Source organism: Micromonospora sp. WMMD734 (genome assembly GCF_049178975.1).
Taxonomy (GTDB): Bacteria; Actinomycetota; Actinomycetes; order Mycobacteriales; family Micromonosporaceae; genus Micromonospora; species Micromonospora wenchangensis.
Window position 1 is genome coordinate 232,313 of record NZ_JBMHMK010000001.1, and the last position, 12,377, is coordinate 244,689.

Sequence of the window (12,377 nt, forward strand, 5' to 3'; positions counted from 1 at the left end):
ACACCTGACATGCGTCGCGCGCTGCTCGCGATCACCGGGCTGGCCGCCGGCACCACCGCCCTGGTGGTGCTCAAGGGCGCACCGCAGGACCGCCAGGTCGCCGTGGACCTGCCAGCCGGTGCGCCGGTCGGCACGGCGGACCGCACCGACCCGGTCACCCCCGGTGCGACGCCGCAGCGGACCGCCGCGACACCCCGGCCGACCGGCCGGCCCGACGCCACCGTCAGCCCTACCCCGGCCACCCGACGGACCACCCCCGGCGGGGACGCCGGCGCCCGCCGCACCCCGGCCGCCGGCCGGACCACCGCGCCGAAGCCCACCACCCGTACGGTCACCGGCCCGGTGGTCTCCACCGAGTTCGGCAACGTGCAGGTGCGGATCACCGTCGCCGGCACCCGGATCGTCGACGCGGTGGCCCTGGAACTGCCCCAGGGCGGCCAGTCCGACCTGCGCAGCGACCGGGTCGACGCTGCCTACAGCGGCACCACCGGCGACGTGGTGCGCCAGCAGGACGCCAACCTGGACACCGTCTCCCAGGCGACCGCCACCAGCGACGGCTACCGGCGGTCGTTGCAGGCCGCCCTCGACCAGGCCCGCTAGGTGGGCGCGGCGTCGACCCGGCCCGGCCTGCGCCGGGTCGAACAGGTGATGGGTACGGCGATCAGCCTGGACCTCGCCACCGACCTGCCCGCCGCCACCCTGCGGGAGTTGGCCGACGAGACGTTCCGCTGGCTGCGGGAGGTCGACGCCCGGTTCACCACCTACCGCGAGGACAGCGAGGTGCGCCGCGTCGACCGGGGGGACCTGCCGCCGGCCGGTGCGTCGGCGGACCTGCGCGCGGTGCTGGCCCGCTGCGCCGACCTGTGGGCCGACACCGACGGCTTCTTCGACGCGTACGCCACCGGCCGGCTGGACCCCTCCGGCTACGTGAAGGGCTGGGCCGCCCAGGTCGCCTCGGACCGGCTGGTGGCCGCCGGGGCGGTCGACCACTGCCTCAACGCCGGCGGCGACGTCCGGGTACGCGGGCACTCGTCGTCCGGGCTGCCGTGGCGGATCGGTGTGCGGCACCCGTGGGACGCGGACGCCACCTGCCTGGTGCTCACCGGCACCGACCTGGCCGTCGCCACCTCGGGCATCTACGAACGGGGGCACCACGTGCTCGATCCGCGCCGGGGCGTACCGGCCCGGGGGTTGCGTTCGGTCACCGTGGTCGGCCCGGACCTGGGTGTCGCCGACGCGTACGCCACGGCGGCGGTGGCGATGGGCGTGGCCGGCATCGGCTGGCTCGACCGGCTCCCCGGCCACCTGCACGCGGTGGTCACCGACGACGGGCGGCTGCTGCGGTCGACCGCCCTGCCGCTGGCCGACTGAGGCGTCGACGTGGTGGCGGGGTCACCTGCCGGTGGGTGCGTTCACCGGGCCGTGCGGTGGGTGCCGGCCGGTCGGGAGCCGGTCGGCCGGGGGCGACCCGGGCGGGAGCCGGCCGGCCGGGTGTCCGACCAGTGGCGGGGCCGTCGCCGGTACGGCGGTTCGGTGCCGCCGGTGTGCCGCATCTCGTCCCTGGCCATGTCGTACCCCCGCTCCGGTGGCGCGTGCGCGCCGTCGTGGTGTGCAACGAGTCCGGCGTGGGCGGGGACGCTGGCGGGAACCCGACCCGGCCACGTCCCGCCGCCTGCGGCCGGCCGGTCAGCGGCCGTCCGTCCGGTGGCCGGCCGGTGTGGGGCTGGCTGGTCAGTGGCCGCGCCGGGGCAGGGGGAGCTGGCCGGGCAGCAGCTCCGGGGTCAGCGTCACCCCGTCGGCCCGCAGGGCGTCGATCAGGCTGTTCTGCAACAGGTACGAGTCGGGCAGCCGCCAGCGGGCCTGTTCCGGGGCGACCGCCCAGCGCACCGGGCCCTCGGGCAGCCGGGTGGGGGGCGCCGGGATCCACGAGCCGGTGCCGTGCCGGACGACGTGGAAGCAGTGTTCCAGCTCGGGGCGCAGCGGGTCGCCGGGGCGGACCAGGAACATCCACCGCCCGGTCGGGGTCACCACCACCGGACCCCGGACGCCCGGCCCGGCGGGGTGCCCGGGTACGGCGTCGAGCAGTCGCCGGCCCAGGTGCGCCGACACCTCCAGCACGTCGAACGCCCGGCCGGTGGGCAGCAGCACCCCGTGCGGGCGGCTGCGCCACCAGGTGGCCACCCGGGCCGGGTCGGTGCTCGCCCCCCGCTCCCAGTTCTCCAGCGCGGGGTGGCAGCCGACGGTGGGACAACCGGCCCGGCCGCACACGAAACGGCTGCGTGCCAGGCAGGCACCGGGGGTCACCTCCCAGCCGTGCACCGCGTACCGGACGGCGATCCGGCGCAGGCGCACCCGTTCGATCGGTGCCAGCTGGGCGACCCGTGGCCCGACGTTCCCCCACATGTCCCGTGCTCTCCTCTGGCTTCGACCGGTCACCGCCACCCCTCACGTCGAGCGCCGTCACTGTCGTGATCCGGGATCGTTTGACCTGACGAACGGCTCGTGCAACTTGCACGAAGGTATGAGAACTGGCTGTACGTGTGACGTACACGCTGTGCGACCAGCGACAACCTGGGCGGACGGATCGGAGACGCCCGGCGTGGGGCGTCCGGAGCCCGACCGGACGACCCACGAGGGGGAGGAACGGCAGAAGATGGACGAGCTTCCGATCGGGCGACGGGTGGCCTACTGGCGCGGGCGACGCAAGATGTCCCAGCAGGTCTTCGCCGACCGACTCGGCAAGTCCAAGAGCTGGGTCGACAAGGTCGAACGCGGGGTCCGCCGGCTGGACAAGTTCTCCGTGCTGTACGAGATCGCCGTGATCCTGCGGATCGACGTGCAACTGCTGCTCGGCAAGGACCCGGAACGGCGTACCGACGCGATGAGTTGCATCGACCAGTTCGAGGTGCAGGAGATCCGGGCCGCCCTGGAGCAGTACTCCTCGATGACCGCGTACTTCGACGGGGTGTCGTACCCGCCGCCCCTGACCGACCTGCGCAAGGCCGTCACCCACGCCTGGCTCACCTACCAGTACGGCCGCTACGCGATGCTCACCCGGGCGCTGCCGAAACTGCTGCGCGACGCCCAGGCCGCCGACGCCGGCTACGGTGGCGAGCCGGGCCGCGACGCCGCCCACCTGCTCGGGCAGGTCTACCAGATCGCCTCCTCGGTGCTGCGCAAACTGGGCGAGTGCGAGCTGGCCTGGCTGGCCGCCGACCGGTCGATGGCGGTCGCCCAGCGCGCCGACGACCAGCTGCTGGCCGGTGTCGCCACGGCCCGGGTGTGCAACGCGCTGGTGGCGATGGGCCGGGCCCGGCCGGCGCTGGAGCTGAACCTCAGCATCGCCAACCAGCTCGCCCCCGGCGGCATGAACGACAGCACGCCGGACCGGCTCTCCGTCTACGGCATGCTGCTGTTGCAGGGGGCGATGGCCGCCGCCCGGTTCGGCGACTCCGACGCCGTCGAGGATCTGCTGTACGGGGCAGGCGAGGCGGCGCTGATGCTCGGCAGCGACCAGAACCACTACTGGACCTCGTTCGGCCCGACCAACCTGGAACTACACCGGGCCGCCGCCGCCGTGGAGCTGGGCGACGGCGGGCGGGCGGTGGAGATCCACCAGCGCATCCCCGAGCCGAGCTTCAACGGGCTGCTGCCCGAGCGGCGGGCCCACCACCTGCTCGACCTGGCCCGGGGCTACGCCCAGCTCGGTGACGTCGCGATGGCGGGGGAGATGCTGCTGCGCGGCGACCGGCTCGCCCCGTCCGAGATCCGCTGCCGACCCATCGCCCACGAAGTGATGACCGACGTGCTGCGTCGCACACGTGGTGCGTTGCCCGCGCCGATTGCGGAGTTGGCTGAGCAGATGGGAGTCGGAGTATGAACACGGCGGCGGCCGGATGAGCGGCAGCCCCCACCAGAGCAGTGAGCACCGCGGAGTGCTCTACGTCATCGCCTGCGGTTCGCCGCTGGCCCGTCACCTCGACCGACTCGTCGGCCTGGCCCAGGACGACGGCTGGGAGGTCTGCGTCGTCACCACGCCCGACGGGGCGAAGTTCGTTGACCGGGCCGCGCTGGCCCGGCAGACCGGGCATCCGGTGCGTACCCACTACAAGAACCCGGGCGACCCGGACCTGCTGCCCCCGGCCGACGCGATGCTGGTCTGCCCGGCCACCGTCAACACGGTCAACAAGTGGGCGGCCGGGATCACCGACACGCTGGCGCTGGGTCTGCTCGTCGAGGGGCAGGGCCGGGGCGTACCGGTGGTGGTGGTGCCGTTCACCAACGTGGCGATGGCCGCGCACCCGGCCTTCCTCAGCGGCCTGCGCCGGCTGGCCGAGTGGGGTGCCACGGTGCTCTTCGGCGACGACGTCTACCCACTGCACCCACCCGGTACGGGGGAACGGCACCTGCACGCCTTCCCCTGGGAGGCGGCGGTGGCGGCCCTACCGGGCCGCTCCCGGGCCACCTCGGCGGCCTGACCCGGCGACGGGCGTGGGCGTGGCCGGCACCGTGCGCCGGTAAGCTGACCGGCCGTGAGCACAACCGCGTCCCCGCCGTCCGTCGCCGATGTGGTTGCCGAGCTGGATCGGCGTTACCCGCCCGCCTGGGCCGAGGAGTGGGACCGGGTCGGTCTGGTGCTCGGTGAGCCCACCGACCCGGTCCGCCGCGTCTTCGGCACGGTGGACGTCGTCCCCGAGACCGTCGCCGAGGCGCTCGCCGCCGGTGCCGACCTGATCGTCGCGCACCACCCGCTGCTGCTGCGCGGCGTCTCCTCGGTCGCCCCGACCACCTGGAAGGGGCGGATCGTGCACGACCTGATCCGCGCCGGGGTGGCCCTGTACGTGGCGCACACCAACGCCGACATCGCCGCGCCGGGCGTCTCCGACGCGCTGGCCGCCCGGTTCGGGCTGACCGGTCTGCGTCCCCTCGCGCCGTCCGCCCCCGGTTCCCCGTCCGCCGGTGGCGGCCGGGGCATCGGCCGCATCGGCGAGCTGCCCGCCCCGCTGACGCTCGCCGAGCTGACCGGGCACGCCGCCGCCGTCCTGCCGGCCACCGTCTGGGGGGTTCGCGCCGGAGGCGATCCCGCGCGTATCGTGCGTACCCTCGCGGTCAGCGGCGGCTCCGGCGACGGCTTCCTGGCCGCGGCGACCGCCGCCGGTGCGGACGCGTTCCTCACCTCCGACCTGCGGCACCATCCCGCCGGTGAGCACCTCGCCGCCGGTGGGCCCGCCCTGCTGGACGCCGCACACTGGGCGACCGAACGACCCTGGCTGGACGACGTGGCCGCCCACCTGCGGGCCGGCTTCGGCGTCGAGACCGTGGTGTCCGACCTGGACACCGACCCGTGGACCGTGCACGCCGCCGCACCCGCGATGGACGACAAGGAGCCCCGACCGTGAAGGCTGAACCCCAGGTCCAGCGCCGCCTGCTCGACCTCCAGGCGATCGACACCACACTCGCCCAGCTCGCTCACCGCCGCCGGTCGCTGCCCGAGCGGGCGGAGCTGGAGGGGCTGGCCCGGGAGCTGTCCGCCCTGGAGGACGAGCGGGTCCGCGCCCAGGTCGCCGTGGACGACCTGGACCGGGACATCGCCCGCCTGGAGAAGGACATCGACCAGGTGCGGGCCCGCAAGAGCAAGGACGAGGCCCGGCTGGCCAGCGGCAGCGGGCCGGCCCGGGAGTTGGAGGCGCTCCAGCACGAGCTGGTCTCGCTCAACCGTCGCCAGGGTGACCTGGAGGACGCCGAGCTGGAGCTGATGGAGCAGCGGGAGACGGCGCAGGCGACCCTCGACGGGATCGAGACCCGCATCGCCGAGGCCAGGGACCGGCGGGCCGCCGTCGAGCAGCGCCGCGACGAGAACCTGGCCGAGATCGCCAAGGAGGAGGAGTTCAAGCAGGGCGCGCGCAAGCCGCTCGCCGCCGACCTCCCCGCCGACCTGGTCACCCTCTACGACAAGATCCGTGAGGACACCGGCCTCGGCGCGGCGCTGCTCACCGCCGGCCGCTGCGGCGGCTGCCGGCTGGAGCTGTCCGGCGCCGACCTGGCCCGGATCCGCCGGTCGGCCCCGGACGAGGTGGTCCGCTGCGAGGACTGCCGCCGGATCATGGTGCGTACCAACGAGTCGGGGCTGTAGCCCGGTGGCGGTGCGCGCGGTCGTCGTCGAGGCCGACGGCGGGTCCCGGGGCAACCCCGGGCCGGCCGGTTACGGTGCCGTGGTCCGGGACCCGGCCACCGGCGAGGTGCTGCTCGAACGGGCCGAGTCGATCGGGACGGCCACCAACAACGTCGCCGAGTACCGCGGTCTGATCGCCGGGCTGGAGGCCGCCGCCGAGCTGGGTGCGGCCGAGGTCGACGCCCGGATGGACTCGAAGCTGGTGGTCGAGCAGATGTGCGGCCGGTGGCAGATCAAACACCCCGGGCTGCGTCCGCTCGCCGCGCGGGCCGCCGCGCTGGTCGACCGCTTCGAGTCGGTCCGGTTCAGTTGGATCCCCCGCGACCGCAACCGGCACGCCGACGCCCTGGCGAACGCGGCGATGGACACCGCCGCCGGCAAACCGTCCCGCGCGACGCCCGTGCCGGCCGGCGGCGAGGCGTCCCGGGTGGTGGCGGGCGTCGACTCGCCGGGCCGGGCGCAGGCCCGCGAGGTGGCCGCCCGTGCCGCCACCCGGTCCACCGGCACCGACCCGGCGACCACCAAGGCGTCCTGGGAGCCGAGGCCGAGCTTCACCGCCACCCGGCTGATCCTGGTCCGGCACGGGGAGACCGAGTGGACCGTGCAGCACCGCTACGCCGGCCGCGCCGACGTGCCGCTGTCCGAGTCCGGTCAGGCCCAGGCGCGGGCCACCGCCACCCGGGTGGCCGCGCTGGCCCCGTCCGTCGCGGCCGTGCTCAGCTCACCGCTGTCCCGGTGTACGGCCACCGCCGAGGCGATCGCCGCCGCGCTCGGCGGTCTGCCGGTACGACCACAGGACGACTGGATCGAGTGCGACTTCGGCGACTGGGACGGGCACACCTTCGCCGAGGTGCGGGACCGGTGGCCCGGCGAACTGGACGCCTGGCTCGCCTCGACCCGGGTCGCCCCGCCGGGTGGTGAGTCGTTCACCGAGGTCGGGCAGCGGGTCGACCGGGCGATGGTGGCGCTGCGGGAGGCGTACCCGGGGGAGACCGTGGTGGTCGTCTCGCACGTCTCGCCGATCAAGCTGGCCCTGCGCGACGCCCTCGCGGCCGGCGACGCCCTCCTGCACCGGCTCTACCTGGACGCGGCGGGTATCTCGGTGCTCGACATGTGGCCCGACGGGGGCGTCGCGGTCCGTTCCGTCAACGACACCGCCCACCTTCCGGTCCGCTGATTCCGGACCGTCCCCGAACCGGCCCGGGATTCCCGGGCCGGTTCGTCGGCGGTCGATGCGCCGCGCCGTTCGTCGTGCCGTTCGGCGCAGCCGGAACACCGTTGGGCGCATCGTCAAGCGCCAATTGATCGTGCTTGGCCGCACCGGGTCGTAGCGTCCGGCCGTTACTGGCCGGAACGACTACCGGAGGTAGGTCAGATGACCGCTGCCGAACCGGAGACGCCGCGCACGGCGTCGTCCAGGGCGAAGGACCACAGCCCCTGGAACTGGTTGCTCTTCATCCCGATCGTGGTGCCGCTGATCCCGGCGCTGTTCAACGCGGACGCGCCCCGGTTGTTCGGTTTCCCGCGCTTCTACTGGCTGCAACTGGTCTGGATCCTGCTCGGGGTGGCCACCACCACGCTGGTCTACCAGATGACCAAGAAGCGGGGAAACCACTGATGTGGCGTGATCATCTGACCGAGATCATCGTTTTCTCGGCACTCTTTTTGCTGGTCAGCGGGATGGGTTTCGTGGCGGCCCGGTGGCGGGCGCCGAAGGACATGGCACACCTCGACGAGTGGGGGCTGGGCGGGCGCAGCTTCGGCGGCTGGATCACCTGGTTCCTGGTCGGCGGTGACCTCTACACGGCGTACACGTTCGTGGCGGTGCCGGCGCTGATGTTCGGCGCGGGCGCGGCCGGGTTCTTCGCTGTGCCCTACACGATCGTCATCTATCCGCTGGTGTTCCTGGTGCTCTGCCGGCTCTGGTCGGTGTCGCACCGGCACGGGTTCGTCACCCCGGCCGACTTCGTCCGCCGCCGGTTCGACTCGCCGGTGCTGGCCCTGCTGATCGCGATCACCGGCATCGTGGCGACCATGCCGTACATCGCGTTGCAGCTGGTGGGCATCGAGGCGGTGCTCAAGACGATGGGGGTCACCGGGGACAGCGCGGTGGCGCGGCACCTGCCGATCATCATCGCCTTCGCGATCCTGGCCGCCTACACCTACCAGTCCGGGTTGCGCGCCCCGGCGCTCATCGCGTTCGTCAAGGACACCCTGATCTACATCGTGATCCTGGTGGCGGTGATCTACCTGCCGTACAAGCTGGGGGGTTGGGGTTCGATCTTCGACGCGGCGGACGCGAAGTTCGCCGCCTCACCCAATCCGAACGACGGCATCCTGCTCAATGCCAACAACCAGCTCCAGTACGTCACCCTGGCGTTCGGTTCGGCGCTGGCGCTGTTCCTCTACCCGCACAGCATCACCGGCGTGCTGGCCAGCCGGAACCGGGACGTGATCAAGCGGAACATGTCGGCGCTGCCGGCGTACAGTCTGCTGCTCGGCCTGATCGCGCTGCTCGGTTTCATGGCGATCGCGGCCGGGGTGAAGCCGCTGCCCGGGGCGAAGGAGGGCACCGTCGACAGCAACACGGTGGTGCCGGTGCTGTTCGACCAGCAGTTCCCGGACTGGTTCGCCGGGGTGGCGTATGCGGCGATCGGCATCGGCGCGCTGGTGCCGGCGGCCATCATGTCGATCGCGGCGGCGAACCTGTTCACCCGCAACATCTACAAGGAGTACCTGAAGCGGGACGCCAGCCCGGCCCAGGAGGCGAACGTCTCGAAGATCACCTCGCTGGTGGTCAAGGTCGGCGCGGTGGCCTGCATCGTCTTCCTCGACCCGCAGTTCTCCATCGACCTGCAGCTCATCGGCGGCGTGATCATCCTGCAGACGCTGCCGGCGGTGGCGTTGGGCCTCTACACCCGCTGGTTCCACCGGGGCGCGTTGATCGCCGGCTGGGTGGCCGGCATGGGGCTGGGCATGTGGATGCTCTACCAGATCCCCAACCCGGCGTCGAAGCGCGCACATTTCGGTGGGTCGGCGTTCCCGCTGTCCGACTTCGGCTTCGACACCAAGAAGACGATCTACGTGGGCATCGTCGCCGTGCTGGTGAACCTGGTGGTGGCGGCGCTGGTCACGCTGGTGCTGCGGGCGGCGAAGGTGGCCGAGGGCGTGGACGGCACCACCCCCGACGACTACTTCGCCGACGAGGGCGACCCCCGCGTCACCCCCGGCCCCGACCGCGACGCCGACTCCGCCCGCGAACCGGTCGCCTGACCCCCACCCCCGACGCCCCGCTCCCAAAGCGGGCTGCCCCGGTCGGGCTGCCCCGGGCTCGCTCCGGGAGCGGGGTGCCCGCCCGCCCCCGTTGATCAAGAGCTTTACGTCAACATCCCGCCGAGAATTGACCCGAACCTCTTGATCACGCGACCGACGTGGCCGTCGGCCACCATCCGGGCGGGTGGGGGCGGGTGGGGGGCGGTGATCAAGAGGTTTGCGTCAACTTCCGGTGTGGAGGTGACGTAAACCTCTTGATCACCGGGGTCGGGCGGGGGAGCGGGGGAGGGGAGCGGGGAAGGGGAGAAGGTCAGCGGCGGCGGGTGCGGGAGTCGAGGGCGTGGTTGAGGCGGGTCAGGAGGGTGGCCAGGGTGTCCCGGTCGGTGGGGGTCCAGTCGGCCAGGATGTCGCCGTAGAGCCGGGTCCGGGCGGCCCGGACGGCTGCCATCCGGTGCAGGCCGGCGGGGGTGGGGGAGATCACCGTGCCCCGCCCGTCAGCGGGGTCGGGGGCGCGGGCGATCAGGCCGTCGCGCTGCAGCGCCGAGACCTGCCGGGTGACCGTGGAGCCGTCCAGGTTGAGCCGGGCGGCCAGCGCCGAGACGTTCTGCGGGCCGGAGGCGTCGAGGTGGCGCAGGATCACGTACGCCGCCCGGTCGAGGACCCGGTGCTCGGCGCTGCCGGTGGCCCGGCGGGTGGCCTCGCCCAGTCGCATGAGTAGGGCCACCTCGGTCTCGATCCGACCGAGGGCGGCCTCGTCCGACTCCGTTCGCGTCGCGTGGTCGTCACTCATAGCTGTACGATACAACGGAATTACCTGTACGATGCAGTTATATGCGGCTTCGGCCGGACGGGAGAGCGCGGAGTGGACCGGCGTACCGAGCCCCACCGCAGTGCCATCTACGCCACCACGCTGGTGGCCTTCCTCGCCATCGCCGGCATCGCCGTGGTGGACCCCATCCTGCCCGCCATCGGCACCGCCATCGGCGTCACCGCCTGGCAGGTCGAACTGCTCTTCACCGCGTACATCGCGGTGATGGCGGTCGGGATGATCCCGGCGACCCTGGCCAGCGGACGCTTCGGCTTCAAGCCGGTGCTCGTCACCGGCGTCTCCGTGGTCGGCCTCGCCGCCATCGCCGCCTCGTTCAGCAACGACATCGTGCAACTGTCCGTGCTGCGCGGCGTGTGGGGGCTGGGCAACGCCATGTTCTTCGCCACCGCCATGGTGGTCCTGGTCAACCTCGCCAACGACCGGGAATGGGTGGTCGGCCTCTTTGAGACCGCGCTCGGCCTCGGCTTCGCCATCGGACCGCTGATCGGTGGCCTGCTGGGGGAGATCAGCTGGCGGCTGCCGTTCTTCGTCTGCGGCATGTTCATGGTGTTCGCCCTGCTGGTGGCCGCCCGCCGGCTCCGCGAGCCGACCCACCGGCAGTCGCCCGTACGGCTGGGCCAGATCTTCGCCACCTACCGCCGGCCGGCGTTCCTCATCCTCTGCGTGGTCACCGCCGCGTACAACTTCGTCTTCTTCGTGGTGCTCGGCTACACGCCGCTCTTCCTCGGCCTCGACGTCATCCCGCTCGGCCTCGCGTTCACCGGCTGGGGTCTCGGCCTGGCCGCCGGCATCCTGCTCATCGGCCACCGGCTCGCCCACCGGATCGGCGCGGTGCAGACCGTCGGGGTGGCGCTGCTCGGCCTGCTGGCCTGCATGGTCCTCTTCGCCACCTCGACCGGCACCGTCGAGTCGCTGGTGGTGCTCGTCGTCGCCGGGCTGTGCATGGGCCTGGCCAACGCCAACCTCACCGACCTGGCCCTCGGCCTCGGCTCCGCCGACCGACGGGTCGCCACCGGCGCGTTCAACCTGGTCCGCTGGGGGGCCGCCGCACCCGCCCCGATCCTGTCCGGCAAGCTCGCCGAGCACAGCCTGGCGTTGCCGTTCTGGGTCGGCTTCGGGGTGCTCGCCGTCGGGCTGCTCGTCTACCTGGCCTTCGCTCACCTGATGGCCGCCGGCTACGGCGAACGGCTGCGCTGGTCCCGCTGGAACCGGGCCGCCCGGCAGGCCGAGCACGCCCCCGAGGAACCGGTCGGCGAGGCGTACTGAGCGGGCCGGTGGCCGCTCAGCCCAGCGCCCGCCAGAGCAGGTAGAGGCCGATCGCCGTACCGAAGCAGACGATCAGGGTCCGGAGCACCACCGGCGGCAGCCGGCGGGTCACCCGGGCTCCCACGTACCCGCCGAGCATGGTGGCCGGCGCGACCACCGCGACCGCCGCCCAGTTGACCGGCCCGAACAGGGCGAACACCACCAGCGTGGTCAACCCCACCACGGCCGAGAGCAGGTTCTTCACCGCCGACACCCGGGCCAGCGTCGCATCCAGCACCAGGGCCAGGCCGGCCACCAGCATCACCCCGAGCGCCGCGCCGAAATAGCCGCCGTACACCGTGCCGACCGCGACCATCGCCTGCACCGTGAGGGTACGGCGGCGCGGGCCCAACTCGGCCGGGTGGCCGACCAGCCGGCGTAGCGGCCCCTGGAAGGCCAGCACCGCAGTGGCTCCGAGCACCAGGAACGGCACCACCAGGTCGAACGCCCGCGCCGGGGTGGCCAGCAGGAGCAGACAGCCGACCCCTGTGCCGAGCACCGCCGTCGGCAACAACGGCCACAGCGTCCGCCGGGGCGGCAGGTCCATCCGGCTGCCCGCCACACTCGCCGCGTAGCCGGGGAAGACCGACACCGAGTTGCTGACGTTGGCCGCCACCGGCGGGATACCAACCGCGATCATCGCCGGGAAGGTGATCAGGGAACCACCGCCGGCCGCCGCGTTCACCGTGCCCGCAGCGAGACCGGCGATGACCAGCAGTACGGCATCGGAGAGCTCCATGGTGCCCAGAGGCTAGTAGGCCCTGATCAGAGCCCCTCCACCGAGTCGACCGCGTACCA

13 protein-coding genes are annotated in these 12,377 nt (G+C 73.0%); 10 read left to right on the forward strand and 3 right to left on the reverse strand.

The features are described 5' to 3' along the window. The first annotated feature begins 9 nt into the window (after positions 1-9). Positions 10-600 (forward strand): FMN-binding protein, encoded by a 591-nt coding sequence (locus tag ACN267_RS01065; RefSeq protein ID WP_204959427.1) that lies wholly within the window; start codon positions 10-12, stop codon positions 598-600. Between the two features lie 48 nt (positions 601-648). Continuing rightward, positions 649-1,371 carry an FAD:protein FMN transferase gene (locus ACN267_RS01070; protein ID WP_281902918.1) on the forward strand — a complete coding sequence of 241 codons (723 nt, stop codon included), beginning with the start codon at positions 649-651 and terminating at the stop codon, positions 1,369-1,371. A gap of 360 nt (positions 1,372-1,731) precedes the next feature. Here ACN267_RS01070 and ACN267_RS01075 read toward each other — a convergent pair whose 3' ends face one another. Then, on the reverse strand, positions 1,732-2,403 hold the full coding sequence (locus ACN267_RS01075; RefSeq protein ID WP_204959426.1) for a bifunctional DNA primase/polymerase: 672 nt from the start codon (positions 2,401-2,403) through the stop codon (positions 1,732-1,734). Between the two features lie 250 nt (positions 2,404-2,653). Here ACN267_RS01075 and ACN267_RS01080 point away from each other — a divergent pair, with 250 nt between their 5' ends. From ACN267_RS01080 to mctP, 7 genes are all read left to right on the forward strand, one after another. Further along, on the forward strand, positions 2,654-3,880 hold the full coding sequence (locus ACN267_RS01080; RefSeq protein WP_204959425.1) for a helix-turn-helix domain-containing protein: 1,227 nt from the start codon (positions 2,654-2,656) through the stop codon (positions 3,878-3,880). 16 nt (positions 3,881-3,896) lie between these two features. Continuing rightward, positions 3,897-4,478, forward strand: coding sequence for a flavoprotein (locus tag ACN267_RS01085; protein ID WP_421487716.1), 582 nt, complete (start codon positions 3,897-3,899; stop codon positions 4,476-4,478). Between the two features lie 90 nt (positions 4,479-4,568). Further along, a complete protein-coding gene (locus tag ACN267_RS01090) occupies positions 4,569-5,399 on the forward strand; it encodes a Nif3-like dinuclear metal center hexameric protein (RefSeq protein WP_204959656.1) in 831 nt (276 codons plus the stop codon). Then, positions 5,396-6,133: a zinc ribbon domain-containing protein gene (locus ACN267_RS01095; RefSeq protein WP_204959423.1), complete on the forward strand. Its 738-nt coding sequence runs from the start codon at positions 5,396-5,398 to the stop codon at positions 6,131-6,133. The genes ACN267_RS01090 and ACN267_RS01095 overlap by 4 nt, the downstream gene beginning before the upstream one ends. A 4-nt stretch (positions 6,134-6,137) precedes the next feature. Then, positions 6,138-7,349 carry a bifunctional RNase H/acid phosphatase gene (locus ACN267_RS01100; RefSeq protein ID WP_421487717.1) on the forward strand — a complete coding sequence of 404 codons (1,212 nt, stop codon included), beginning with the start codon at positions 6,138-6,140 and terminating at the stop codon, positions 7,347-7,349. Positions 7,350-7,547: 198 nt separating this feature from the next. Beyond that, complete coding sequence (locus ACN267_RS01105; RefSeq protein WP_421487718.1) at positions 7,548-7,790, forward strand: DUF3311 domain-containing protein; 243 nt, start codon at positions 7,548-7,550, stop codon at positions 7,788-7,790. Then, positions 7,790-9,445 (forward strand): monocarboxylate uptake permease MctP, encoded by a 1,656-nt coding sequence (mctP, locus tag ACN267_RS01110; protein WP_281895290.1) that lies wholly within the window; start codon positions 7,790-7,792, stop codon positions 9,443-9,445. The genes ACN267_RS01105 and mctP overlap by 1 nt, the downstream gene beginning before the upstream one ends. Before the next feature lie 310 nt (positions 9,446-9,755). On the opposite strand, the gene ACN267_RS01115 is transcribed toward mctP, so the two are convergent. Then, positions 9,756-10,235, reverse strand: a complete 480-nt coding sequence (locus tag ACN267_RS01115; protein ID WP_204959419.1) for a MarR family winged helix-turn-helix transcriptional regulator — start codon at positions 10,233-10,235, stop codon at positions 9,756-9,758. A gap of 72 nt (positions 10,236-10,307) precedes the next feature. Here ACN267_RS01115 and ACN267_RS01120 point away from each other — a divergent pair, with 72 nt between their 5' ends. Then, a complete protein-coding gene (locus tag ACN267_RS01120; RefSeq protein ID WP_421487719.1) occupies positions 10,308-11,540 on the forward strand; it encodes an MFS transporter in 1,233 nt (410 codons plus the stop codon). A gap of 16 nt (positions 11,541-11,556) precedes the next feature. Here the strand turns inward: ACN267_RS01120 and ACN267_RS01125 are convergent, their stop codons facing one another. Continuing rightward, complete coding sequence (locus ACN267_RS01125; protein ID WP_421487720.1) at positions 11,557-12,318, reverse strand: sulfite exporter TauE/SafE family protein; 762 nt, start codon at positions 12,316-12,318, stop codon at positions 11,557-11,559. Positions 12,319-12,377: the final 59 nt, after the last annotated feature.

Bases quoted from the DNA above. Each gene is read 5' to 3' on its own strand.
- ACN267_RS01075 (WP_204959426.1), bottom strand. From the start codon at position 2,403: ATGTGGGGGAACGTCGGGCCACGGGTCGCCCAGCTGGCACCGATCGAA.
- ACN267_RS01125 (WP_421487720.1), bottom strand. From the start codon at position 12,318: ATGGAGCTCTCCGATGCCGTACTGCTGGTCATCGCCGGTCTCGCTGCG.
- ACN267_RS01080 (WP_204959425.1), top strand. From the start codon at position 2,654: ATGGACGAGCTTCCGATCGGGCGACGGGTGGCCTACTGGCGCGGGCGA.
- ACN267_RS01085 (WP_421487716.1), top strand. From the start codon at position 3,897: ATGAGCGGCAGCCCCCACCAGAGCAGTGAGCACCGCGGAGTGCTCTAC.
- ACN267_RS01105 (WP_421487718.1), top strand. From the start codon at position 7,548: ATGACCGCTGCCGAACCGGAGACGCCGCGCACGGCGTCGTCCAGGGCG.
- mctP (WP_281895290.1), top strand. From the start codon at position 7,790: ATGTGGCGTGATCATCTGACCGAGATCATCGTTTTCTCGGCACTCTTT.
- ACN267_RS01070 (WP_281902918.1), top strand. From the start codon at position 649: ATGGGTACGGCGATCAGCCTGGACCTCGCCACCGACCTGCCCGCCGCC.
- ACN267_RS01065 (WP_204959427.1), top strand. From the start codon at position 10: ATGCGTCGCGCGCTGCTCGCGATCACCGGGCTGGCCGCCGGCACCACC.
- ACN267_RS01115 (WP_204959419.1), bottom strand. From the start codon at position 10,235: ATGAGTGACGACCACGCGACGCGAACGGAGTCGGACGAGGCCGCCCTC.